This window comes from Lacticaseibacillus rhamnosus, from assembly GCF_900636965.1.
GTDB classification, from domain to species: Bacteria; Bacillota; Bacilli; order Lactobacillales; family Lactobacillaceae; genus Lacticaseibacillus; species Lacticaseibacillus rhamnosus.
The window spans coordinates 478,353-502,272 of sequence record NZ_LR134331.1; the positions used below are offsets into that span (position 1 = coordinate 478,353).

General features: G+C 45.4%; 25 protein-coding genes. 19 read left to right on the forward strand and 6 right to left on the reverse strand.

Annotated elements, in window-relative coordinates; genetic code table 11:
* Position 1 precedes the first annotated feature (1 nt).
* Positions 2 to 1,711, forward strand: coding sequence for a putative frv operon regulatory protein (locus EL173_RS02360; protein WP_005691562.1), 1,710 nt, complete (start codon positions 2 to 4; stop codon positions 1,709 to 1,711).
* 133 nt (positions 1,712 to 1,844) lie between these two features.
* On the opposite strand, the gene EL173_RS02365 is transcribed toward EL173_RS02360, so the two are convergent.
* Positions 1,845 to 2,456 (reverse strand): KpsF/GutQ family sugar-phosphate isomerase, encoded by a 612-nt coding sequence (locus EL173_RS02365; protein WP_005686312.1) that lies wholly within the window; start codon positions 2,454 to 2,456, stop codon positions 1,845 to 1,847.
* Between the two features lie 276 nt (positions 2,457 to 2,732).
* Between EL173_RS02365 and EL173_RS02375 the strand changes: the two genes are divergently transcribed.
* From EL173_RS02375 to EL173_RS02400, 6 genes are all read left to right on the forward strand, one after another.
* Positions 2,733 to 3,194, forward strand: a complete 462-nt coding sequence (locus tag EL173_RS02375) for a PTS sugar transporter subunit IIA (RefSeq protein WP_019728446.1) — start codon at positions 2,733 to 2,735, stop codon at positions 3,192 to 3,194.
* Between the two features lie 5 nt (positions 3,195 to 3,199).
* Positions 3,200 to 3,490, forward strand: coding sequence for a PTS sugar transporter subunit IIB (locus EL173_RS02380; protein ID WP_005686316.1), 291 nt, complete (start codon positions 3,200 to 3,202; stop codon positions 3,488 to 3,490).
* Positions 3,491 to 3,514: 24 nt separating this feature from the next.
* The gene (locus tag EL173_RS02385; protein WP_005691569.1) at positions 3,515 to 4,774 is read left to right on the forward strand and encodes a PTS ascorbate transporter subunit IIC; all 1,260 of its coding nucleotides are present in this window, start codon (positions 3,515 to 3,517) and stop codon (positions 4,772 to 4,774) included.
* Positions 4,775 to 4,812: 38 nt separating this feature from the next.
* A complete protein-coding gene (locus tag EL173_RS02390; RefSeq protein ID WP_014571114.1) occupies positions 4,813 to 5,712 on the forward strand; it encodes a dihydrodipicolinate synthase family protein in 900 nt (299 codons plus the stop codon).
* 14 nt (positions 5,713 to 5,726) lie between these two features.
* Positions 5,727 to 6,362 carry a beta/alpha barrel domain-containing protein gene (locus tag EL173_RS02395; RefSeq protein WP_005691571.1) on the forward strand — a complete coding sequence of 212 codons (636 nt, stop codon included), beginning with the start codon at positions 5,727 to 5,729 and terminating at the stop codon, positions 6,360 to 6,362.
* A gap of 61 nt (positions 6,363 to 6,423) precedes the next feature.
* Complete coding sequence (locus EL173_RS02400) at positions 6,424 to 8,493, forward strand: BglG family transcription antiterminator (RefSeq protein WP_014571115.1); 2,070 nt, start codon at positions 6,424 to 6,426, stop codon at positions 8,491 to 8,493.
* A 17-nt stretch (positions 8,494 to 8,510) separates the two neighbouring features.
* Here the strand turns inward: EL173_RS02400 and EL173_RS02405 are convergent, their stop codons facing one another.
* Complete coding sequence (locus EL173_RS02405; RefSeq protein ID WP_005691575.1) at positions 8,511 to 8,828, reverse strand: winged helix-turn-helix transcriptional regulator; 318 nt, start codon at positions 8,826 to 8,828, stop codon at positions 8,511 to 8,513.
* A 138-nt stretch (positions 8,829 to 8,966) separates the two neighbouring features.
* Between EL173_RS02405 and EL173_RS02410 the strand changes: the two genes are divergently transcribed.
* A complete protein-coding gene (locus EL173_RS02410) occupies positions 8,967 to 9,611 on the forward strand; it encodes a nitroreductase (protein ID WP_014571116.1) in 645 nt (214 codons plus the stop codon).
* Positions 9,612 to 9,646: 35 nt separating this feature from the next.
* Here the strand turns inward: EL173_RS02410 and EL173_RS02415 are convergent, their stop codons facing one another.
* Positions 9,647 to 10,384 carry a hypothetical protein gene (locus tag EL173_RS02415; protein WP_005691579.1) on the reverse strand — a complete coding sequence of 246 codons (738 nt, stop codon included), beginning with the start codon at positions 10,382 to 10,384 and terminating at the stop codon, positions 9,647 to 9,649.
* Between the two features lie 725 nt (positions 10,385 to 11,109).
* Between EL173_RS02415 and EL173_RS02425 the strand changes: the two genes are divergently transcribed.
* The 6 genes from EL173_RS02425 (at position 11,110) to EL173_RS02450 (ending at position 15,188) form a co-directional block, all read left to right on the forward strand.
* Positions 11,110 to 11,655 (forward strand): hypothetical protein, encoded by a 546-nt coding sequence (locus EL173_RS02425; RefSeq protein ID WP_005691581.1) that lies wholly within the window; start codon positions 11,110 to 11,112, stop codon positions 11,653 to 11,655.
* A 116-nt stretch (positions 11,656 to 11,771) separates the two neighbouring features.
* Entirely contained in the window at positions 11,772 to 11,924 is a 153-nt protein-coding gene (locus EL173_RS02430) for a YvrJ family protein (protein ID WP_005686332.1), read from the forward strand.
* A gap of 11 nt (positions 11,925 to 11,935) precedes the next feature.
* Positions 11,936 to 12,700, forward strand: a complete 765-nt coding sequence (locus EL173_RS02435) for a GH25 family lysozyme (RefSeq protein ID WP_005691582.1) — start codon at positions 11,936 to 11,938, stop codon at positions 12,698 to 12,700.
* 224 nt (positions 12,701 to 12,924) lie between these two features.
* Positions 12,925 to 13,428, forward strand: coding sequence for a TetR/AcrR family transcriptional regulator (locus EL173_RS02440; RefSeq protein WP_005691584.1), 504 nt, complete (start codon positions 12,925 to 12,927; stop codon positions 13,426 to 13,428).
* 4 nt (positions 13,429 to 13,432) lie between these two features.
* Complete coding sequence (locus EL173_RS02445; protein ID WP_005691585.1) at positions 13,433 to 14,494, forward strand: ABC transporter permease; 1,062 nt, start codon at positions 13,433 to 13,435, stop codon at positions 14,492 to 14,494.
* Positions 14,495 to 14,498: 4 nt separating this feature from the next.
* On the forward strand, positions 14,499 to 15,188 hold the full coding sequence (locus tag EL173_RS02450) for an ABC transporter ATP-binding protein (protein ID WP_019728448.1): 690 nt from the start codon (positions 14,499 to 14,501) through the stop codon (positions 15,186 to 15,188).
* Positions 15,189 to 15,354: 166 nt separating this feature from the next.
* Here the strand turns inward: EL173_RS02450 and EL173_RS02455 are convergent, their stop codons facing one another.
* The 3 genes from EL173_RS02455 to EL173_RS02465 all read right to left on the reverse strand — a co-directional run bounded on the left by EL173_RS02455 (position 15,355) and on the right by EL173_RS02465 (position 18,186).
* Positions 15,355 to 16,725 carry an FAD-dependent oxidoreductase gene (locus tag EL173_RS02455; RefSeq protein ID WP_005691590.1) on the reverse strand — a complete coding sequence of 457 codons (1,371 nt, stop codon included), beginning with the start codon at positions 16,723 to 16,725 and terminating at the stop codon, positions 15,355 to 15,357.
* Positions 16,726 to 16,972: 247 nt separating this feature from the next.
* On the reverse strand, positions 16,973 to 17,791 hold the full coding sequence (locus tag EL173_RS02460; RefSeq protein WP_029778470.1) for a Cof-type HAD-IIB family hydrolase: 819 nt from the start codon (positions 17,789 to 17,791) through the stop codon (positions 16,973 to 16,975).
* A gap of 122 nt (positions 17,792 to 17,913) precedes the next feature.
* Positions 17,914 to 18,186 carry a type II toxin-antitoxin system RelE/ParE family toxin gene (locus tag EL173_RS02465; RefSeq protein ID WP_005691594.1) on the reverse strand — a complete coding sequence of 91 codons (273 nt, stop codon included), beginning with the start codon at positions 18,184 to 18,186 and terminating at the stop codon, positions 17,914 to 17,916.
* A 238-nt stretch (positions 18,187 to 18,424) separates the two neighbouring features.
* Here EL173_RS02465 and EL173_RS02470 point away from each other — a divergent pair, with 238 nt between their 5' ends.
* The 5 genes from EL173_RS02470 to EL173_RS02490 are packed head-to-tail and all read left to right on the forward strand — an operon-like array spanning position 18,425 to position 23,914.
* Positions 18,425 to 19,432 carry a LacI family DNA-binding transcriptional regulator gene (locus tag EL173_RS02470; protein WP_005691599.1) on the forward strand — a complete coding sequence of 336 codons (1,008 nt, stop codon included), beginning with the start codon at positions 18,425 to 18,427 and terminating at the stop codon, positions 19,430 to 19,432.
* A gap of 53 nt (positions 19,433 to 19,485) precedes the next feature.
* Positions 19,486 to 19,977, forward strand: coding sequence for a PTS sugar transporter subunit IIB (locus tag EL173_RS02475; protein ID WP_014571120.1), 492 nt, complete (start codon positions 19,486 to 19,488; stop codon positions 19,975 to 19,977).
* A gap of 31 nt (positions 19,978 to 20,008) precedes the next feature.
* Positions 20,009 to 20,815 carry a PTS mannose/fructose/sorbose/N-acetylgalactosamine transporter subunit IIC gene (locus tag EL173_RS02480; RefSeq protein ID WP_005714970.1) on the forward strand — a complete coding sequence of 269 codons (807 nt, stop codon included), beginning with the start codon at positions 20,009 to 20,011 and terminating at the stop codon, positions 20,813 to 20,815.
* Positions 20,808 to 21,629, forward strand: a complete 822-nt coding sequence (locus EL173_RS02485) for a PTS system mannose/fructose/sorbose family transporter subunit IID (RefSeq protein ID WP_005691603.1) — start codon at positions 20,808 to 20,810, stop codon at positions 21,627 to 21,629. Before EL173_RS02480 ends, EL173_RS02485 begins: the two co-directional genes overlap by 8 nt.
* A gap of 35 nt (positions 21,630 to 21,664) precedes the next feature.
* A complete protein-coding gene (locus EL173_RS02490; RefSeq protein ID WP_005691604.1) occupies positions 21,665 to 23,914 on the forward strand; it encodes a glycoside hydrolase family 31 protein in 2,250 nt (749 codons plus the stop codon).
* Positions 23,915 to 23,920: the final 6 nt, after the last annotated feature.

Here is a 23,920-nt window from a genome sequence, read left to right on the forward strand (position 1 = left end):
TATGCTCTTACTCAGAGAAATCAAAGTCTTACGCCGCCTGTCCCAACAAGATTTCTCTGGGGGCGAGCTGGCTAAACAACTAAAGGCATCTCGTCGAACCATTGTCCGTGATATTGCCGCAATTAATACTGAGTTGCAGTCTTCAGGCATTGGGATGATTACAACCCAAAACAAGTACCATCTCACCATCCTTAATCCTGGTCGATTAATGGCTTTGTTAGATACAAGTCGCGATGAAGCTAATGAAATTCTCTTACGGTTGTGTATCTCCGAAACGATTCCAATGGCCGACTTGATTGCTGAGACTTATTTATCACGGACCCAAATCATGGATTACATCTCCGAGCTAAATGCGGATTACGCGGATATTTTTCGCATAAGTAGTCGCCCAGGAATGGGAATGACCATCAAGATGAAACGGTTAACGCGAATTGACATTGCTGCTGACTGTATCTTTGAATATCCACAATTGTTGGATAAAGTTGCACCGGGTACTGACCGCTTGCCGCAACTGACAGATTATTTAAGCGAGAATATTTGTCCTTACCAGACATGGGTAATCGACAGTCAGTGGCGTGCACAAGTGCTTGCAGCCTTTATTTGCTCACCGTCTTCGGGGACATTGACGGCAGCAAGACAGTCTAATCAAATCGATAATTTTGTAAAGACACGTGAAGCACTGTTAATGGGTTTAGGAAAGAGTCGGGACAAGATTGTTCAAATGTTTAGTGAGATTGCAGATGACTTCCAGTTAGAAGCGATTGGTCAATCAACTTTTGAGTCACTATTCACACATTTTGTTCGCGAGTGTGCTTTTCCTAGGCCACTGAGTGTTTTAAGTGACTATGATATTGCCAAGTTGTCTGCCCAGAACCCAGTAGCTTTTGATTATGCTCATGTTGTTGCACTCGATTTGTTTAAGATCAGTCATCAAGTTTGGCTGGATTCAGACTTTTTAGCCTTGTATATTGTCCAAGCAGTTAATCAAAGAGAGGCAAAACCCGTCAGGATCCTTTTTTTGGCACCGCGAATGTCCTTGGCTCAAATTAATGCGACAATTATCCAGCAAAAGCTGCATAATATTTCTTTGCATATGGTACGCAGCCTTAAGGAAGCCGAAACAATTTTCGACCAGCGCCACTTTGACTTAGCTATTGCAAATGTGCGCCATGATGTTGTTGAGCATGCCTCAATTAGTTTTGTGTTAACTTTTTCGGCAGTTGTTACTGATCAAGATATAGCTGCGCTTGAGCAGTTGGTCAATGGCCAATATTATCGAGAGAACATTGCAGCCATGCTTGCCCCCAATCATTTTGTTGGCCAAATTACAGGGGATAAGTTTCTAACAGTTTTACAGAAAGGACTTCAGAACTTTGTCAGAAATGATCTCTTAGATCGAGCGGATGCTGTAAAGATTATTGAACGTGAACAAGCTGGCAATCAGCTGGTCTTAAATCATATCTCGATCCCACATATTGTTACGAATAGCGTGACTGATTATCGCTTGTTTGCCATTAAACCAAAAGAGGTCATTACAATTGATGACCAACCAATATACTTGTTGGTTATTGTGTTGGTCGGAACATCTCAGGCTGAAAAGAATACAATCTTCAGCTATTTATATCAAACATTGCGAAGATACGTACCGGCTGATATTGAAGATGTTCAGGATTATCAGCAGGTGATTAAATTGCTGAAAGGTAGCGTGTAAACTTTATAAAATAGGCTTTTACTCCGGGAGTTAGAAACAAACATCGGGGCATAAAAAGTGCATGTTGGTCTAGTTTTCCACCAACATGCACTTTTTATGTGTTGTCTTAACTGTGTCATTGCAAATTTATTTTTTATTCGAGACTTCCTTGTTTAAGCAACTTTTGACCTAATGCGCCGCCTGGGTGATATAAGGCAAAGTCTGAAGCAGTGAATCCTTTTAACCTTGAGATTGTGCAGGCAAGCGCATCACCGACCATTAGCGCAGCAGTTGAACTGCTTGTAGGTGCGAGTCCCAAGTCATCAGCCTCATGGGTAACTGGGATGGTTAAGACGCTTTCACAAGCTTGGGCTAAGTGGGAGTCATCCTGTCCTGTAAAGGCAACGGTCGCGGCTCCGATACGTTTGAGTGAGGGAAGCGGCGCAAGTGTTTCTTTGGTTTCGCCGCTATTCGAAATAAGGATCACTAAATCTTCCGAGGTAATCATACCCATGTCACCGTGCATTGCCTCTGTGGCATGAACAAAAATAGCGGGCGTTCCCAAACTTGCAAATGTGGCAGCAAGTTTAACGCCAATATGACCAGTCTTACCGACACCCATGAAAACTAATCGACCAGTTAAATGCATAATTTTATCGATCACTGAACAATACTGCACGTCATTAATTTGAGATTCGATCAGTTGCATTGCGGCAATTTCTCGCTGCATATAAGTATGCACCAAGTCTAGCTTGTTTTCTTTCATTCTGATGACCTCCTTGCGTCACCATCATTGTTGACTGGGTTATGCTCAATAGCAATTGTTGTTGTTAGTTCTTTTTGTTGACCAACTCACATAAATGAAAGGTCTTTATACGCTTTGATATTCAGAAAAGCGATGTGGTGGCAGCGCTTTCTAAAAGTGATCAGAGACATTGTTGATATTGTGAGAAGACAAACAAAAGGTGCAATCGAATCCAGTTGAAGCATGGGCAGTTAGCGCTTACATTTGATATGTAGAAACGAAGAAGGTGAATTCAGAATGATTGAAGATATTATCACAATTCCGCTCATTCAGCTGAGAGTAAAAACGACTGACTGGCGTGATGCCATTAAAAAGTCCGGACGTGTTTTGGTTGAAAATGGTGATGTGACACAAAATTATGTTGAGGAAATTATCCGTTCGGCAGAGAAGTTTGGCCCGTATTTCGTCATTGCGCCGCATGTTGCATTAGCACATGCACCTCGTCAAGCGGGCGCAAGGAAATTAGCTATGGGCATAACCACACTGGATCCGCACATCGTTTTCCACAATCAGGCAAATGATCCTGTTCGATATGTGTTTACATTAAGCGCAACAGATGCTGACACACATCTTAAGGCGATGCAAGAATTTGTCCAATTACTTTCAATGGGCGACTTTTATACTACCCTTGATCGAGCAGGATCTGGTCAGGAAATTATGGCGTATATTAAATCAGCTTTGGCAATGAATAAGGAGTGATCATGATGGTTAAAGTATTAGTTGCATGTCGTGCAGGGGTTGGATCCAGCTTAATGTTAAAGATCAAGTTAAATGAGGTTATCTCTGAGCATAAGTGGAACTTAGAAGTTATTCATTCGTCACTGGATGAATTAAGTAGTTTTGACGGACCAATTGTTGTGACACTAAGTGATGTCGCAGAGGAATTAAAAGAAGAAGGGATCCATAAAGAAATTGTCGGTATCAGGAATCTACTAGATAAAAATGAAATTTATACAAAGGTCTCAAAAGCATTACAAGATGTTGGCGTTAATTAGCGGCGTTAAGATGGGGGATCAATTATGAAGTTCTTAGTTAGTCTGCTTTCCACACCAGCAATGCTTTTGGCTGTTGTTTCGATGATAGGTTTAATTTCACAGCGGAAAAATCCAACCGAGGTTTTCACTGGTACTGCTAAAACAGCAATTGGTTTTTTAATCTTTGGAATTGGTGCCACTACGATGACTGGCACACTGCAAAATTTCAACAAGCTTTTTACAGAAGGGTTTCATATCAATGGGGTTATTGCTTCACCTGAAGCTGCGACTGCCCTTGCCCAAGACAAGTTTGGTTTTGCTGTGTCGATGACCTTGATTATTGGCTTCATCATGAACCTAGTGTTTGCCCGTATTACACCATTTAAAAACGTGTTTTTCACCGGTGGACATAGTCTCTTTTTTGCTTGTGTGCTTGCCTTGGTGATGAAGGCAAATGGGTTCAATAATACGTGGACAATTGTTGTTGGAGGGACGATATTAGGCTTTTGTTCTGCAGCTTTACCACAATTATGTCAGCCGTTTATGCGAAAAATTACCGGTGGAGACTTTCAAGCAATCGGACATTTTAACATGTTTGGTTATGCACTTTCCGGCTTGCTTGGCAACTTTTTTAAAAAACATGTTGATGATACAACAGAAAACATTAAGTTCCCTAAAGCGTTGTCTTTCTTCAAAGATTTTCTGATGGGCTTTGCTTTTGTAATGCTGATTTTATTCTATATTGCCGCGATTGCTGCTGGAAAACCAGCTGTCATGAAGATCTCTGGTGGCGTTGATTGGTTAGTCTTTCCGCTCATTCAGGCACTGACATGTACTGCTGGGATCTCGGTTTTGATGACTGGTGTTCGGATGTTTCTAGCTGAAATCACTGCCGCATTCAACGCTTTTGCGGAGAAATTTATTCCAGGATCGCGACCGGCACTTGATGTCCCAACGATTTTTCCGTTTGCACCAACTGCGGTTCTTGTAGGCTTCTTAAGCTCTTATGCAGCAGGACTGATTGGTGTTGGCATCATGATTGCCTTTCACTTCGATATGGTTATCATCCCGGCAGCACATATCTGTTTCTTCTCTGGCGGAACCGCTGCGATTTTTGGCAATTCTACAGGAGGATGGCGTGGGGCAGTTTTCGGCTCATTCATCGTTGGCCTGTTACTTGTTTTCTTACCGGTGTTACTATATCCTGCAATTTCAAGTATGGGTGTTTCAACGGCTATGTTCCCGAATGTTGATTATAACGTGGTAGGCTCCTTACTCAATAGCATTTTAGGCCTGTTTCATTAGTGCCAGTTGATTAGTGAATGAGAAGAGGGATAAACAAAATGGCACCTTTATCAGGTATCTTAGTTGCGATGGTAACACCTTTAGACGATGATCAGGAAATCAGCTTTAAAAGAACAGATCGGTTGTTGGATCGTTTATTAACTGAAGAGATTGCGGGCATTTTCATTTTAGGAACAAATGGTGAGGCTTACGTCTTAGCGGAGAATGAAAAGTTGGCATTTGCAGAACATGTTATCGACTATGTCCATGGTCGAACCAAAGTACTTGTAGGAACAGGTTTGAACGGAACAGCGGAAACCATTCGCTTCAGTCAAAAGATAGCATCTTTAAAACCAGACGCAATTACCTTGGTTGCTCCTTCATTTGTTGCTCCCTCGCAGCAGGAACTTGTTGATCATTTTGCTGCCATAATCCACGCGGTTGATATACCTGTTCTACTGTACAATATGCCAGCAAAAACGGGCATTAACATTGAGCCTGCCTCATTAAAACAGTTGTCAAAATATAAGAACTTAATCGGTATAAAAGATAGCTCGGGAAAGTGGGAGAATTTTGACGGTTATCTAGCCAATCGCCCCGAACGGCCATTCTCAGTTATTATGGGCTCTGACGGTCGCATTCTTGAAAGCTTTCAGCACGGCGGTAATGCGGCTATTGCAAGTACAGCCAATCTCCTGACGGCTAACAATGTAGCGTTGTATCACGCATTTGTTAATGACAATATTGAAAAAGCCCAGAAATTTCAGGATCGGATTCAGGCCCTTAGAAGTGTCTTGCATAAAGCGACGATACCCGTATCGCTTAAGACAGCACTCAATATTGCAGGTATTACGGTCGGACCAGCAAGACTGCCTGCAAAGATGCCACGAGAACAGGATGCGTTATACCAAGAGATTGGTGATGTGATCAAGGAATATGAACTTCAGGGCATTATTTAGCAAAGGAGAACGCATTGAAAAAATTTGACTTAATCCAAAGAATTCTAGCTAGTGGCGCGCTTGCAGTTGTACGCGCAAAGCCAAAGCGAGTGTTGGAAATTGCAGAAGGTATTGTTGGCGGCGGCATTCCCGTAATGGAAATTAGTTATACTAACTCGGATGCGCCAGAAGCAATAGATCTTGTGCATCAACGTTTGGGTGACAGAATTCTGGTTGGCGCGGGGACTGTGAACAATGGTGCGACTGCAAAGGATGCTATTTCGCACGGTGTAGGCTTTTTATACTCCCCTATCTTTGATCAGGAGGTCATGAGCTTAGCAAACGAATATCAGATTCCTTACGCACCAGGCTGCTCAACTGTTACCGAAGCGGTGCACGCCATGAGAGCAGGGGCAACGTTCATTAAATACTTTCCTTATGGTGGATTATTGGGGCCGGATATTATTAAGACAATCAAGACGCCAATTCCCGAGATGCCATTGTTAGAATCAGGTGGTGTTGATGCTAGCAATGTCCAGCAGTGGTTTAAGGCAGGGGTCGAGGTTGTAGGCATTGGCAGTGCCTTATCAAAAGGTACTAGTCAGGAAATCGAAGCAAGTGCACAGGCTATTCGCCAAGAAATTGACGCGTTTCGGTCGGCAGCTAAATAAAGCGTTAGGGCTAGGCAAAATTGGCTTAGCCTTTTTCGCATTAGGAAAGGAGGAAGAATGGATGCTTGATATAAAGCAATTACAAATCATCGACACAATGATTCAGAATCCTATTTTGACTAAGACTAGATTAAGCGAGGAACTCGACTTTACAAATCGTCAAATAGATTATGCAATCGAAAAGCTGAACCAGCAGCTTGTAGATAACAAAATGCCGCAGATTGATGTTGATGGCGCATATATTAATGTCCCGAGTGAGTCGTATCAATACTTACTGAATTTACGCGCCTCTGAAAATCTGACAGCACTCTCCGGTTATGTTCTAAGCAACTCAGAACGCCAATTGTTTCTTGCACTGCTATTGGCTTGCCATAAAGGGTATTTAGCGCTTATACATCTTCAAGATTACTTGCAGGTAAGTCAGTCGACCATATCCAAGGATCTTAGAGTGCTGGAGCAACGACTCCTGAACTTTCAGCTTAGAATTCATTATGATCGTCGTTCGGGCTACAGGCTAGAAGGCTCTGAGGATAAGATACGAAGCTTTATGATTAAGTTAGTTTCTAAACAGTTGTTTAAAAACCATGCTGATTTGTTAACGACATGTGCTCAATTGATTCAGCAGGTTGATGTCAGTGCCAAACTGACGCAAATTTCAAAGCTGGCTCATGCCAGCGAAATTGATTTTGTGGAAAATCGTTTTCTTGAATTTGGCTATATCTTTATCTTTATGTTGGCGCGGTTGCGGATTAAGAAGGATTATTTACCTGCTCGGGCACAAAAGATGAATATACAGAGCACTCGGGAATATGAGCTTGCTGAATCTTTGTTGAACAACGAAGGCATTCATAATATTACCGCAACAGAGTATCTAACAACGATTATTTTATGTCTTAGCATTGGTGGCTTAGAGAATATGCGGGCAGATCGCAACATCTTTTCGGTTACCAATCAATTTGTCCAGAGGTTTTCAGACGTTTCTGGGATCGTCTTTGCAGATAATCATAAGGTTACTAGACAAATGTTCACTCATTTTAGATCAATGTATTATCGATTACAGTTTGGGTATCCTATTACGAATCCCTTAACGGAACAGGTGATCGAAAATTATGGGGAAGTTTTCACCTTAGTTGCTCAAGCTATCCAAACGTTTGAGGACATCCTTGGCAAAGTGCCTGATGATGAGATTGCGTTTTTGACGATTCACCTGATTAGCTTTATCTACACAAGTGATAACTCGAAGAATGATTATGTAACAGCCGTCATTGTTTGTCCTAATGGCATTGGTAGTTCGGCCTTAGCCTATCTGCAATTAACCAGTTTGTTTCCTAATATAAAATTTCTGAAACCTTTTCGTTATGCAGATTTGGATAGTCACTTAGCTGACGCAGACTTGATCTTTTCAACATTTTATAGGAGCGAGCTTTTTGCTAAAGGTAAACCATGTTTCATTATCAAGCCGATCATGTCAGCTGAGGAAAAATATAATCTTATTCAGGAAGTCAACACTCGAATGTCATCAAGCACATTGACTATCCCCACGTTAAACTCCGTGATGGAAATTGTCGCACGAACTGTCAAGAATACTAAGCAGTTAGGACAGATTCGCAGAGAACTGGATGTTAACTTGTTTAAGCCAAAAGTTCACCAAGAAAACATGAAGCTTACGTTGATTGATGTTTTAGAAGAGGAAGATATTCAATTGGGCGTCAAAGTCGATACGCCTGAAGAAGCCATTCGGATTGCTGCCAAGCCATTGAAGGCCAAAGGTGCAATCAATCAGCACTATGTTGAAAAGATGATATCTCCTGATGATGGGCATTCTTTAGACGCTTATATTATTTCACCGGGCGTTGCACTGCCGCATACAGATCCTAAAAATGGTGCACAAAGAGTCGCTATAGGTATAACGACTTTAGAGAAACCCGTTTTCTTTAGCCAAGCAAAAAGCGAAAAAGTAAAATTCATCTTTGTGTTAAGCGCGGTTAACCCTACTGACCACTTGATGGTGTTACAAGATTTAATGGATTTGTTGGGCGATGCCAATTTTATGAAACTGTTAGCAGATAAGAAGACAGATTCGCGAAAGGTAATGCAGTATTTACGTGAAAAGAAAGTAAAACAGAGTTGATGAGCGCGACTGTTGTACTAAAACTTTATCCATTCCGCCATCCCCTCAATAACCGGCTTCACCGTCTCACCACGAGCTGTCAACCGATAAACAGTAGTCAGAGGTTCTTGCGAGAGAATCTCTTTTTGAATTAGGCCATCAGTGCATAGTGCCGCGAGTTGGCGAGCTAACATGCGAGTTGAACAAGGTGGAATGCTGGCGTTTAGTTCACCGAAGTGCCACTTAGCTTGTTGGGTGAAGCGGTACAGAATGATTGCTTTCCATTTGCCGGAGATGGCTTGTAGTAGCTGGGTTGCTGGACATTTTTTTGCGGTGGTCGATGTGCAAGCTGGCATTTAAAGACGGCTCCTTTCGATACTAGTGACAAAAAGTGCAGTATTGTGGCGATGTGTCAGTCATTATACCATTAACGAAACACAGGAAACGATTGACCTGTGACGATGCTTAGTCTCTTATTGAAAGGATGTTTTTCAGTGAATTCGATTGCCCCTTATTATCAGCGGCACTCTACTCGGTTGTTTACTGACCAACCAGTACCGCGAGAAACGCTTACGGAAGTTATTCGAACGGCTAATCATGCACCTTCATGGGAAAACTCACAGCCGTGGAAGGTTTACCTGGCGATTGGCAAGACAGCAAATGCCATTCGGGCCGAGCATTTTAAGGCTGTTCAGGCTCATCGGAAAAGTTGGACTGAGGTGACGCCGCCGCTTGCTTGGCAAAAAACAGCGCAGGCAAATATTGATCATTGGCAAGCCTCCACAGCTAATTTCTTCAATGAAACCGAAGCACATGCATTTCATCAGGCGGGGCCGATGCTTTATCGTGCTCCGGCGTTAATTTATTTAACCATCCCGCGGGCTGCTTCGGCGTATTCAGCTTATGATGCAGGTGCGTTTGGTTATGGGGTACTTTTGGCTGCTGCTGCGAATGGGCTTGGGTCAATACCTGCTTATGAGATCATTCGTTATCCCGAAGAAATTCACGCGCATTTTGATATTCCGGATGATGAGGTCTTGTTGATGGGAATTGCCATCGGTTATCCAGCGAAAAGTAAAATCAACGAATTACGCACAGATCGCCGTTCGCTAGGTGACTTTGTGCAAATAAGTGACTAGTCAAACTGCCCTGAGCTTAGTAGCAATGCTGTTTTTTAAACTCCATCCCCACCTAACCCTTCATCCCACCCAGCTTGCAGCCGATACTCCTCTTCCCCAACAACCTGCTTAGCCCCAAAATAAGCCTCCCGTTGATGCGTCGTGTTCATCAGTGTCCGAGCCATCGTCGCAGTGACCACAATGTGATGTTGTTGCTGGGCATCCTTTGTCAGCGGCAAGTTGCCTTCAGCGATGCGTGCCAGTTGACTGATAACGTCCATCAGCAAGTTGCTGCCGGCTAAGATTTCCCCAAAACGTGCGGTGTGATACGTGGTGGGTAAGGTAAGTGTGCGGCCTTTTTGGAAGCGGACGGTGACGATTCGGTGATGCTGCCGGTTTGTGATGGCGTAATCAACAAGCCGGTGGGTCGCGATCCAACCGACATTGCGGTGATCGGGAGCCGCTAGCGGCATGAAGGCATAGCATGGACCGGTGAGCATCTTGGGCAGTTTTTTGGCGGTCCCGTGATATAATTTTTGCACGATAACTTGGCGCATCGTTGGGGAGTAAACCGAACTGTTTTCGTGCGAACGAATGAAGCCTAACGTCGATGGCTTGATCAGGTGTGCCGCAGTGGCCGTGAGTATCAGCGTTTTTCGGGGAAGGAAAGACGCTGGTAAAGGGAGAATCGCCAAAATCTCCTTTAACGGCAACTGCGAGGCGTCTGATGCTATCGCGTTACGGGCGAGTTCAGTCACGAGACAGTCGGGATCATCTGGAGCGGTTTTGACCATAGCCGCGTTATGTATGGCTCAATTTTAGTTTAAACTTATGCTAATTAAAAGCTAAAAATGTTAAACGCGGTGAATTTATGGTACGAAATTGCGACAGGTGTTCAGGAAATGGCAACAAATTGTCTAGTATTGGCTGATTTTATCGAGCTTAGGAGGTAATTGGGCGAGGAGCGAGGTGGGTGTGTTATGTATGAAGCTGCCTTTTTGGTGTGAGCGTGAGTCAGCCCAGGTTGGCTCACGCGTTATGGTGTGACGTGACAAGGTAACTGAAAAAGTCGATACTTAATGAAAAACGCGTCCGGCTGCGACACCCGGATGCGTTTTTTGATGGGCGTGAGCCGGCGTGGTTAGGGATCGGAGTATAAGTGGTCTTGGTCGTGATGACGGGGTTTTGGCCATTGCGACCAAGATCCTGACACGCAGATTCCTGTGCCGGTGAACACGTTAAGAAGCGTGTGTTTTGATGGAAGTGCGATCCGATGAGGTGAAAAGTCGGGGAGCACTTTTTTAAATGCAAAAAAAGTTAGCTGAAAATTTCGCGCAATTTATGTTTGAAAAGGCGATAAACCCAGGCCTGCACAGATAAATACCCGCACTCACTAAATCGAAAGCTTGATAGAACAGGTTTTCACTCATCTGATTGCGACCAAGACGAATCACTGCTTGCCTCGTTAAACTAACCTTATCGATATCGAAACAAACAAGGCGCCGGATCGGATGAAGTGATGGTAACAGAAGCGACAGGATTTGATTTTTTTCTTGCGCATCAAGGAGTGGTTTATGGGGCGTTGGCACGGTTGGGGATTCATCGTGGCCGCAGTGATTTTCAGGATTGGCGGGATGAAGGGATGTTGGTGTATCTCAACTACTTCAACCGTTATCGCGAGCCGTTGGTGGATGAGACGGCAATCGCAAAGTTCAATAAGTTGGCGTGGCGCTTCGTGTTTCTGACCTTGATGCAGCGGCTGCAAAAAGCGCAGCATCGGCGGGAGTTGGAAAACGTACCGGCAAATACGACGCATATTCAAACGACCACGCTGGCGATGGCGCCGGGGAGCTTGCAACAAGCGCTGGAATTGAAGTGGCAGTTGCAGCAGTTGCACAGGTTGTTAACCCCGATGGAACGCCATGTGTTGCAGTTGCGGTTAAGCGGATTGTCAGATGCTGCCATTGCCGCCCAGCTGCATGTCAGTCGGCAGCGGATTTTGCAGGTGCGCAAACGGGTGCAGGTAAAATACCGAGCGCTGAGTCAAAACTGTGCCTCGGTTTAAACAAAATAGTGTGCGCGATTGCGAGAGACAGTAGCAAAACGCTGCGTTCCTATCCGCATGCTGAAAATAGCTGCGAATCAGCGACAATCAATTAACTTTTATGGAGGATAACGCAAATGGATAAAGAATTATTGACGTATGTATTAGATCAGGCAGTCGGTGTTGTCATTGCCGTGATTTTACTCACGCGTATTGAACGGCGCCTCGACACGCTGATCACACATATCGAAACGTTCATGGCCAAGCTTGATGGCAAGCAATTACGGTAGGAGGGGAAAAGATGGCGATGTTAATGGCAGATGTAAGCAGTTGGCAGCCGGATTCGGATAGCTGGTTTCGCAAGTTGGCTGATCTGGGTGTCAAGGCGGTGGTCGTCAAACTGACAGAAGGAACGACTTACCAGAATCCTAAGGCGGCGGCACAGTTGGCGGCTGGGCGCAGGATGGGGATGCAGGTGCACGCTTATCACTATGCCCATTTTCATAACAGTGCCGAAGCCGTTGCAGAAGGACGTTTCTTCGGCGTCACGGCCCGCGCGCTGGGCGTGTCGACGCAAAGTGTGATGGCAGCGGATGTTGAAGCACCTGATTTGAATGGGGAGCTGACGGGGCTGACGAATGTTTTCATTCAGACGGTCAAAGCGCTAGGGTATCCACACACAGACCTGTATACAATGGCGAATTGGATGAAAACCAGACGCTTTGATCGCGTGGCATTGATTCCTAAGAACCTGTGGATTGCGAGTTATGGCGTTGATCAGCCGGGCATCAATAATGTCGGGACCTGGCAGTTTACCAATAACTTTCACGGCTTAGGGGTGGATATGAGTTATGACTTTTTCGGTCACTACACCACGCGCTTGACCGGTAACCTCAATGGCGGCGTGGCGCGCGTTCCCACGATTCGCTATCACACGGTTTTGGCAGGCGAAAGCTGGTGGGCGATTGCAGATCGATATGGCTTGAATATGTACAAGCTCGCGGCCCTCAATGGTAAGACGATCTACAGTGTGATTCATCCGGGCGATCAGCTGCGGTTGAATTAAAGCGGCGATATTTTGACAAACGGTTGTCGATGCGGTGTGATGCCTTGCGTCGGCGATCGTTTTTAATTTGAAGCGGGTTTCTGAAAAAAGATTTTGCAAAAGATGTTGACACCGTGTCACTATCCGTGTAGACTACAAATTGTTGAACGGTGACACGGTGTCACCACGCGTACTCGTCACCACCAAGGTTTAACCGTGGCGGCGAAAGCTTAAGGAGGATCAACATGGTTTTAGCAACGTTCCAACATTTAGATCAAACAAAACAGCAACGGGTTCTGGCTGCGTTGGTGACCGAATTTTCGCAGCATCCGTTGGCACAGGCGCAGGTGGCGCGGATTGTGAAGCAGGCTGACATTGCGCGTGGGGCGTTTTATAAATATTTCAGTGATTTAAAAGATGCGTATCAATATGCGTTTAAAGCCGTGATCGGGCGGTTGCATATGGGCATTGCGGGTCCGGAAATGCGGCGTGATCCGTATGCTGCCACCGCGGCGTTCTTGCACGAAGCTGATGAAAGTCAGGATCGTGATTTCATCCGCATGCATTTTACCAAAAACAGCGGGTTGGTGACGGTTGGGCAGCCCCCGATTCCAGCCGATGCGATTGAATGGGCGGTAGCGACCTTATGCCACAGCGCGATTTCCGAGGCGCTGGCCAACCCAGAACAGGCGGATTTGATTTTGAAGCATCTAAAAGCAGCACTTAACCAGCTGCAAGTGAAGGAGTGAGTCGATGTATCTCTCATTAAAAGAAATTTGGCATGAAAAATTACGTTATGGTTTAATTATCGCCATGATTCTGCTGGTCACCTATCTGGTGTTCATTCTCAGCGCGCTGGCAAACGGGCTGGCGCAGCAAAATACCCAGGCGATTGAATCCTGGGACACGTCCCGAGTCGTTTTGGCCAAGGATTCCGACATTAACTTAAGCCAGTCCTTGTTGACGTCTGAACAGACCAAGGATCTCAAGCTAGGTAAAAGTCAGGCCTATGTCGGAACAATCGGCGCGGTGGCAACGAGCAGCCAGCACAAAGAGATCCGCTCCACGATGATTGGTTTGGATTGGAATCAATATATTGGCAAGGACATGAAGCTGGTCAGTGGTCACCGAGTTCAAAACGACCATCAAGTGGTGGTGGACACGCAATTCAAGAATGAAGGTTACGCGCTGGGCGACAAGATTCGCTTGAGTACCAAAGGCGATCGCTACACCATTGTCGGGTTTACCGAGAACGCCAAGATGAGTGTGGCGCCGGTTGTCTATGGCACGATGACCACCTGGCGTACCTTGCACAATCTGCCGACCAGTTTTACCGCCAGTGGGATCATCTCCAAGACGGCCGATTTTAAAATCAACACCAGCGATCTTAAGACGTATTCGGCCAACACGTTTATTCAGAAACTCCCAGGGTATTCGGCGCAAAATAGCACCTTCACCTTTATGATTGGGTTCCTGTTTGTCATTTCACTGATCGTCATTGCTGTTTTCCTTTACATTTTGACCATGCAAAAACTGCCAAACTACGCGGTATTGCGGGCCCAAGGTGTACCAGCACGGACTTTGGTTGCGACCACGATTGATCAGGCGTTGATTCTAGTCAGTCTGGGACTCGTTTTAGGCGGCGCATTGACGGCGATGACAGCTAAGTTCATGCCGCTGGGTGTACCGATGATTTTCTCGGCGGGACTCAGCATTGCAGTTATCTTAGGCATCCTGCTCACCGGTTTTCTCGGTGCGATTATCCCCGTACGCACCATCTTAAAAGTTGATCCTGTTACCGCTATTGGAGGTTGATGATATGCCAGCAATCGAATTAAAAAACATCATTAAAAACTTTAAAACGCCAACCAGTGACGTTGAAGTGCTCAAGAACGTCAATTTCAGTGCCGATGCCGGCAGTCTCTCACTGGTACTCGGGCCATCTGGATCCGGGAAAAGCACCTTCCTAACCATTGCTGGGGGAATTCAAACCCCGACTGACGGGATTGTAACCACAGCCGGGGAAAATCTGGAACAACTTTCTGGCAAGGCACGAGATGCGTTGCGGTTGGACAAAATCGGCTTTGTTCTGCAGTCTTATAATTTGGTGCCGTATTTAACAGTCGGCGAGCAGTTTAAGCTGGTCGATAAAATCAAACCAAAAGGGAACCTTAGCCATGCAGCCCTTTCTGAGTTATTGGATGATTTGGGTATTGCAAACTTGGTCAATCAGTATCCGGCATCGTTATCAGGCGGCCAAACCCAGCGTGTTGCAATAGCGCGGGCGCTTTATCCGGATCCGGCGATTGTACTGGCGGATGAACCGACTGCGGCACTCGATAGCCCGCGGGTGGCAGTGGTTGGCCAGTTGTTGGTTGATCTTGCCCACAAGCATAACAAAGCGATTGTTGTCGTGACCCACGATGTTCGCCTTGAAAAGTTTGCTGATCGGAAGTTTACACTTTTGGATGGTAAGTTACGTGAAGGCGAACCGGAGTATGCGGCATAAGGCTGTGCGTCTTTAACCTTCATGGCCATCATCGTGCAGATCTCTAAGCGCGCCAGTTCATGCTCACCCAAAAAAGACCAAGCTCACTAAATCAGTGAAAGCTTGGTCTTTTTGCATGGCGGATGATTAAAAGAGGAAACAATGTTGCAGTAGGACTAGCAACTGACTAGAAGCGTGGTTCACCTAGTGCGTGTTGAGCGGCGAGGTTGAGCAGGCTCCATTGCCGGTCGAATCCTGGCTGGAAGAAGAAGTCAGCTTCAGCTAAGTCTTCCAACGTGAGGCCGTGTTGAATGGCTAAGGCCAAAACATTGCCTTGCGCGGTGACGTCGTAAGTGGACAGAACTGCGCCTCCAAGCAGCCGGTGCGTTTGTGGATCAAAGACAAGGTTGACGCAAACTTGCGGATTACCATTGGCTTCCGGAACATAAGCCGGACGTAGGGAATCTGCGTAAAATGCGGTGTCGACTTGGACATTTGAGCGTCCGGCAGTGAACGTATTCAGACCGCTTGCTGCAAAGTGGTAATCAAATACACTCAACGCGCTGGAACCGACAACGCCGCCAAACGGACGTGCCGGGTGTTCCGCAAAGATATTAGCCGCCAGATAACGGGCTTCACGCCGCGCAACTGTTGCCAAGGCAATCGGAACTTTTTGCTGTGCCGGTACGGAATAAACCAGCGTTGCATCACCAATGGCGTAAACATCAGGCAAATTCGTGCGCAGGTATGGGTCGGTGTTGATGAAACCGCGATCGTCTAGCGAAACCGTGCCCTTGAGCCATTCGGTGGCTGGTTGAATACCAGCAGCTTGAATCACAAGGTCTGTGGCAATTTCGCCAGCATCGGTTTTCACGGCGCTGACTGCACCATCGCCGGTGAACGCTTCGATTTTTACACCGAGTTTCAGCTCAACGCCTTTGTCAGTCAGCTCTTTAGCTAAGATGTCGGTCATGTCCGGATCAAGATAGGTACCTAGTGGCCGGTCAATCATATCAAGCAAGGTGACTTCTTTACCTGCTTTGCGACTGGCTTCAGCGGCTTCAATCCCGATGTAGCCGGCACCGATCACCGTGATATGCTTGACTGCCGGATCTGCAAGTTTGGCTTTGATACTGGTTGCCCAATCGTAACCGCGCATCAGGAAAACATTTTTCAAGTCGTTGCCTGGTACCGGTAGTGAGTTCGGCCGCACGCCTGAACTCAGAATCAATTTGTCGTAAGGATAATCCTGTGCCGTGCCGTTCTTCGTGTCGCGGACAGTAACGGTTTTGACATCAGCGTTGATGGCCGTTACTTCATGGTTGCTGAACACATGCGCACCACGTTTGATTAAATCATCAGGGCGGAAGTTCCGAACATCATTCACATCTGTGACCTGATCTTCTAAGAATAATTCCATCCCGCAGGACATAAACGAAACAAAGTCACCCGCTTCAAACATGGTAATTTCTGCATCCGGATACCGATGCAATAATTCCAGAACGCTTTGGTGACCGCCGTGTGATGCCCCAACAACAATGATCTTTGGCTTGTCCACAAAAATCCCTCCTAGGATATGTAGTAACCGCAGTTATGTAACAACGGCTCTATCTCTATATTAGAATAATTACAATCTAGCGTCAATAGCCGAGAACAATTAATTATTGGACAATTTTATTTTAGCTTTGCCTAAACCCAATGATACACCTTGGCGTTTGAAAATTGCCAACGTGTCGGTCTAAGGGGTAAGAAAAAACCGCTGCACAGAACATTGAGGGTTCTCTGCAGCGGTTTCGTCTGTAAAACTAGATAATTTTAAAATGTTTTAGCGCCTTCACAACGCCATCGTCATCATTGCTGGCGGTTACATAATCAGCATGGCTCTTGACGACATTCTGACCGTTTGCCATGGCCACACTTACCCCGGCAAAATCAAACATATCAAGGTCATTGTGTTCATCGCCAAAAGCAATCACGTCGGCCGGTTTTAGCCCCAGATGCTGTGTGAGTTGCGCCAGCCCCCAGCCTTTATCGACCCCTTGTGGCATAATTTCCAGCATAAACGGCATGCTGCGAATCACGGTAAACCGATTGCCAAATTCGGCTTCGGCTTGCGGTTGAATGTTAGCCACCTGCTCTGGTTCGCCGAGTAAGATACCTTTTGCAATGACAAAATCATCTGGCATCTCCTGAGGCTCGCGAACCTTGATGCCAGCGTGATTTTCCCATGCCTGCAAAACTGTGTACCGGCTGATGTTCCGATCGGCGGTGTAGACGTCACCGGCTGGGGTTAAGACGTTGCTATCAATTCCGGCCGCCGATACCGAGGTTGCAAAAGTCGAGAAGTCTTTATAATCCTGATGGTTCATGAATTTTTGCGCGATGATTTTCCCACTGGTACTCTGAACCACACCGCCACCTTGAACGATGACATATTGATCATCACCATGCAGCCCCAGCGCGTCCAACGTTGTCCGTACCCCTGGCAGTGGCCGCCCGGTACACGGCACGACTTTGATCCCGGAAGCCAGAGCCGTTTGCAAACCCTCGACCGTGGCCGGTGACAATTGCTTATGCGAATTCAATAATGTGTCATCCAAATCGACTGCGATCAAACGAATCATGGCAGTCACACCCCTTCCTGAAATCAGCTTAGCACAGGGGCGTTGGTGGCAACAATATGCAACCTTGCCGACCAGCACAAGTCCGGTGAAAAGAATGCTCGGGCACTAAGCCGTCACAACCGTTAAATCTCGCCATGGCGGCCAACATCAATCAAGCGGATCGCGTCTGGTTCAACTCGGTAAATGAGCAGCCAATTACCTTTGATGAACAAAGCACGATCTGGTTTGCGTTTTTTGATCACGTGATCGTCATACTTTTCCGGCAGTGGGGTGCTGGTTTGTAAGTAAGCAAGGACTTGCTGAAAGTCAGCCTTGGTGAAGCGCCCGGCTTGGAGGAGTTGTTTGAGATGTTTTTTGAAGCGGGATTGTTCGATGAGGGGCAGGGAGGTGGGCATGGTTGGGACCTTTCTTTTTCTTCTAGCGTAACGCCGGATGGAAGAAAACGGGGAATTCTTTTATAAAGTTATTGTCGTTGCTTGTGAAACACTGCGGCGTGAAGCTGAAGAAAAGGAGAGGCATCTGCACAAAATAGCATATAAGAAATTTTTGAAATCGATACCAAAAATGCTTGACATATTTTTTGAAAGCGCTATATTGTTCTTGTGATTAAGGAACAAAGGAGAACGGTGATAAATGGCAACGATTTCAGAAGTCGCAAAATTGGCGGGGGTCTCAGTATCAACAGTTTCAAGAATCATTAATAACAAGCCCCACGTATCACCAAGCAAAGCAGCGCTGGTAGCAGAAGCAATGAAGAAACTGGGTTATCAGCCTCTGCAAGCAGCACGACAAATGCGGGGGTCTGGATCACAAACCATTGCGGTGACAGTACCATATATTACAAATCCGTTTTTCTCTGAGCTGGTAGCAGCAATCGAACGAACAGCTGATGAGCGGTCATACAAAACCGTAATTGTTCAAACATTTGGTCAAAAGAGTCACGAGCGCAATGCGTTGGATTTTTTAAAGACGAATCAGGTTGATGCTGTAATCATGTGTGCGATCGAAAATGACTGGGACCTGATTAAACAATACCGGCAATATGGCTTAATTGCGGTCTGCAATGAATATGTGGCTGATTCAGATACATTAATGGTACGTGCTGATCAAGAAAGTGGCATGTATGCTGGTGCTAAATACCTGTTAAATCGTGGTTATCGAAAGCTTGCCTTTTGTACGGGACAGAAAGCCATTCGTTACAATTCGGAAGCGGAGGATCTCAACAGCGATCGGTATCGCGGTTATCTGCGAGCTTTACAGGAATTTAACTTAGAGCCTGTCATGGAGTGGCAGTTTACGGATATCAATACGATTGCTGATGGTCAAAAGTTATTGCAGAGGCTCATGGTAATGAAGAAACGTCCAGATGCTGTTATTGCTGGCTCCGATCAAGTGGCCGCTGGTATTATTGCCGAAGCTCAAACTATGCAATTAAAGGTTCCGGAAGATCTGGCTGTTTTGGGTTTTGACGATCAACCGTTAAGTCGAGTTGTGGCACGGCCCTTAACAACGATTCATCAGCCGGTTCACGAAATTGGGGATCGAATCGCAAATATGGTAGCGGATGCGTTAGAAGGCAAATCGATTGAAGTCAAGGAGGTCGTATTGCCCCTTTCTCTGGTTGTTCGGCAGTCGGTCTAGAGTTTTTATTTAACCAAAATTGGTATCAATACCAAAAAATGGAGGAAATTAAAATGACAGTTGTATTAGCTCGAGTAGATCAACGTTTAGTTCATGGTATCGTTGTCAATCAATGGTCGGCTGAAGTGCAGCCGAAGCGTTATATGGTGATTGACGATGTTGTCAGTCAAGATGAAAACGTGAAGGCTAGCATGCGATTAAGCAAACCAGCTGGTACCGGGATGTCAATTATCGATACTGAAAAGGCCTTGACTAATTTTAAAGCCGGCAAGTATGACGCACAGCGAGTTTTTGTCATTGCAAAAGAACCTGACACGATGTTGAAATTATTGGATGCTGGTATTGAGATTCCGCGTGTTGATATCGGTATTATTTTTGCGGAAGACGGTCGAACTCAAATCAGTAAATTTGTTTCAGTCAATCAGCAAGAAGTTAACGATTTCAGAGCATTAGAAAAGCGCAGTGTACCAGTGAATATTCGCTACGTACCCGCTGATGCCCCAATACCATTGGAAAGAGCACTTGAAGGGAAAACCATTCAGTAACCAGAGCTGAAACATGATAGGAGGAAATGTCATGCCCCATATTTTGCAGGATATTTTAATTATTTTGCTGGCCTCGTATGCCACCTTGGACAACCAAGGGATTACGATTATGAATTATTGGCCAGTGACGGTTGGGCTTTTTGCGGGTTTGATTATGGGAGACTTACCCACTGCAATGACGATTGCCGGAACATTTCAGTTGATGAGCCTCGGAGTTGCAGGTTTAGGCGGTGCTTCGGTTCCTGATTATGGCTTGGCAACAATAGTGGGAATCTATCTCTCGGCACGTACAGGAGCTGGTTTGGGAGCTGCTGTGGCAGTTGGACTGCCGGTTGGCCTACTCACTATTCAATTGGACGTTTTGATTAAGATTATCAATAACTTTATCGCTCATAAAGCTCAAGCATACGCACATGCCAAAGAATTTAACAAAATGCGTATGATTAACTGGCTTGGACCGTTGTTCTTTGGACTTAAAAACTTTATTCCGATGATTTTGATTGTTACAGTCGGACCTTCAGCCATTAGTGCCTTGTTAAAGATTATTCCTAAATGGTTAACTAATGGACTAACGATTGCCGGCAGTATGTTGCCTGTTGTCGGGATTGGTATGTTGATGCACTATATGCCCCTGAAAAAATATATTTGGGTTCTCATGATTGGCTTTGTCATGTCGGCTTATCTGAAAGTGCCAATTCTGGGGGTTGCAATTATTGGCTTAGCACTTGCAATCTACACGTATCAAAATCTGATCAGCGCTTCTAAGAAGAGGGAAGTTGCAGCTGCTAATAATGCAGGTACTACGGATGACGATGAAGGAGACGACTACGATGAGTGATGCACAACCAAAATTGACAAAAAAAGAACGTCATAGCGCCATCCTTCGTTACATGGCGATGGGAGTTAACAATTTTAACTATGAAACTCAACAAGGTCCGTCAGTTGTCTGGGCATTTTCAAAGGTTTTGCGGAAAATTTATCCTGATGATGACGAATATGTAGCAGCGTTAGACAATCACTTCAAATATTTCAACACCACGACTGCAATGGCAGGTATGATTCTTGGTGCGACTTTGGCGATGGAAGAACGCGATGGAATAAAGTCTAAGGATGCCGTGCAAGCGTTAAAGACTTCCTTAATGGGACCGTTTGCTGGCGTAGGTGACACCATTATCTGGATTTTGTTACCGACAATTATGGGATCTATCGCCGGATATATGGCATTACAGGGAAATCCATTGGGGGCTATTATTTGGATCTTAGTGGATATATTGTTGTTCTGGATCCGTATTAAGCTTTTTGATATAGGATATGATTCCGGGGTTAAATTAGTAACAACGATGGCAAACCAACTGAGTGCCTTCACTGAAGCGGCTTCAGTCATGGGAATTACGGTTGTCGGCACACTAATTGCCACCGTGGTGAAGGTCTATACACCGCTTCAGTTCCAATTTGGCAAGGTTAAGTTGGCGATGCAAACCGGTATTTTGGATAAGATCATGCCGGCATTATTACCAGCTTTAGTGGCCTGGATGGTTTATAAATTACTTGGGTCTAAAAAATGGACTCCGAATCGGGTTATCATATTGATTCTGGTTATTGCACTCGTCGGTTCATTTTTTGGCATTCTAGGCGTACAGCCAACAAAATAAGTGAGTCGAAGAAGTTAGATAGTGAGGTTGATCATTTGAATCAGAAAAATCAGATTGTCGGGGAGCAATATCGTTTTACCGTTATCACAGATAAAATGATTCGCATGGAATATCAACCCGAGGGTCAGTTTGAAGATGCAACAACACAGATCGTCACAAACCGTGATTTCGCACAACCTAAATTCAAAGTTTATCGCGATATGGACGGATTTGCTGTTCAAATTGAGACTGATTCGTTTCATCTTTACTATCGGGACGGCGAATTTAATGGAGCTAACTTATTTATTGACACGAAATATAACTATCAGACTCACTATTCTCGGTGGCATTACGGAGATAGTGACCCTAAGAATTTGCTGGGAACGGCTCGAACATTGGATGGTGCAGATGGTTCCATTCCGCTTGCACCAGGGATAATGTCAAAAAACGGCTTTGCAATATTGGATGATTCGCAAAGTATGTTACAATCCGGTTCAACTATCCGCAATCGGTCGGTTGCTGAGGTTGACATTTATGGATTTGCGTATGGTCATGATTATCGTGCGGCATTGCGAGATTATTATCAATTAACAGGTTTTCCCCCTTCTGTCCCGCGCTTCGCACTTGGTAATTGGTGGAGTCGCTTTTATCCATATACGCAAAAAACTTACCTCGACTTGATGGAACGCTTTCAAAAGTCGGGCATACCAATATCCGTTGCGGTACTGGATATGAATTGGCATATCACAGACATTCCAGCTAAGTACGGAAGCGGATGGACAGGATATACTTGGAATCGATCATTATTTCCCGACCCGGTTAAATTGTTACAGACACTGCATGCACAAGGTAAACGTGTCACACTTAATGTGCATCCAGCTGCGGGAATACGTCCGTCTGAAGCCCAGTATCAAGCGGTTGCGAAGGCAGTTGGGATTGACCCTGCCTCGCAACGGCCGGTGTTATTCGATTTGAATAATCGGCAATTTGTTAAAGCCTATTTCAATCTTGTGCACCATCCACTTGAACTGGAAGGGGTTGACTTTTGGTGGATTGATTGGCAGCAGGGAAAAGCACGATCGCGAACTCAGATTGACCCGTTGTGGACATTAAACGCATTGCATTTCTTGGATCAACAACAAGAAAAAGGGGATCAAGCGTTAATTCTCTCACGCTATGCAGGACCGGGAAGTCATCGATATCCAATCGGTTTTTCAGGGGATTCGATTGCCAGTTGGCAGTCGTTGAAGTTTCAGCCTTATTTCACCGCGACAGCCACGAATATTGGTTATACGTGGTGGAGCCATGATATTGGTGGACACATGCATGGTCATTATGATCCGGAGCTTTCACTAAGATGGTTGCAGTTCGGTATTTTTAGTCCAATCATGCGTCTTCACAGCTCAGATAATCCGTTCATGGGAAAAGAACCATGGAATTACGATGCTGTCATAACTAAAACGATGATTCGATTCATGCGTCTGCGGGCTCAATTAGTTCCCTATTTAGCTACGGCCGATATATTGACCCATCAAAAAGGCCGCGCCCTCATCGAGCCGATTTATTACCGTGATTCGGAGGCTGAAGAGGCCTATCAGTTCAAAAATGAATACTTTTTTGGCTCAGAGATGCTTGTCGTGCCGATCACCTCGCCTAGTGATGAAACGACTGGGTTAGCAAGTGTGAAGGGCTATGTGCCAGCCGGTACTTGGACAGACTTCTTTACACAGCAAATATACACTGGCCCAGCTGTCGTGAAATTTCATCGAAATAGCGAAGATTATCCGGTTTTGGTACGTTCTGGGGGAATTATCCCACTGGCAGTTGATCCGATGGCACCGGTTGATACGTTACCGGGCGCAATGACAATCAAACTTTTTCCGGGTGAACGAAATAAGTATGTTTTGCGGGAGCAGACTGCTTCAGGGATGGCTCAGACAAAATTTACTTGGGATCCGAAAACAAAGATATTTACGATTAAAGTAAGCGATCCTGCTAACATCATTCCGACTGAACGAGTATATCAACTGGAAGCTATTGGCTATGAGGGCTACCTAGATCCGATTGACGGTCACAAAGACCATGAACTGACACTTAAACTGAAACCGCAAGATCATCAAGGCGCCAAATTGGCTCGTGTTTTCACCATTCTGCAGCATGCCAAACTTGGATTTGATCTCAAGAAGCAGTTGTGGCAAGCCATTAAAGATATGCCAAGAGCTAAGGCTGCTTTGGCGCTGACAAGTCTCGCACCTGAGAGTCTAAGCGATGCCCTGCTGGAAATACTTCTAAACGATGAGGCTTAAATGAAG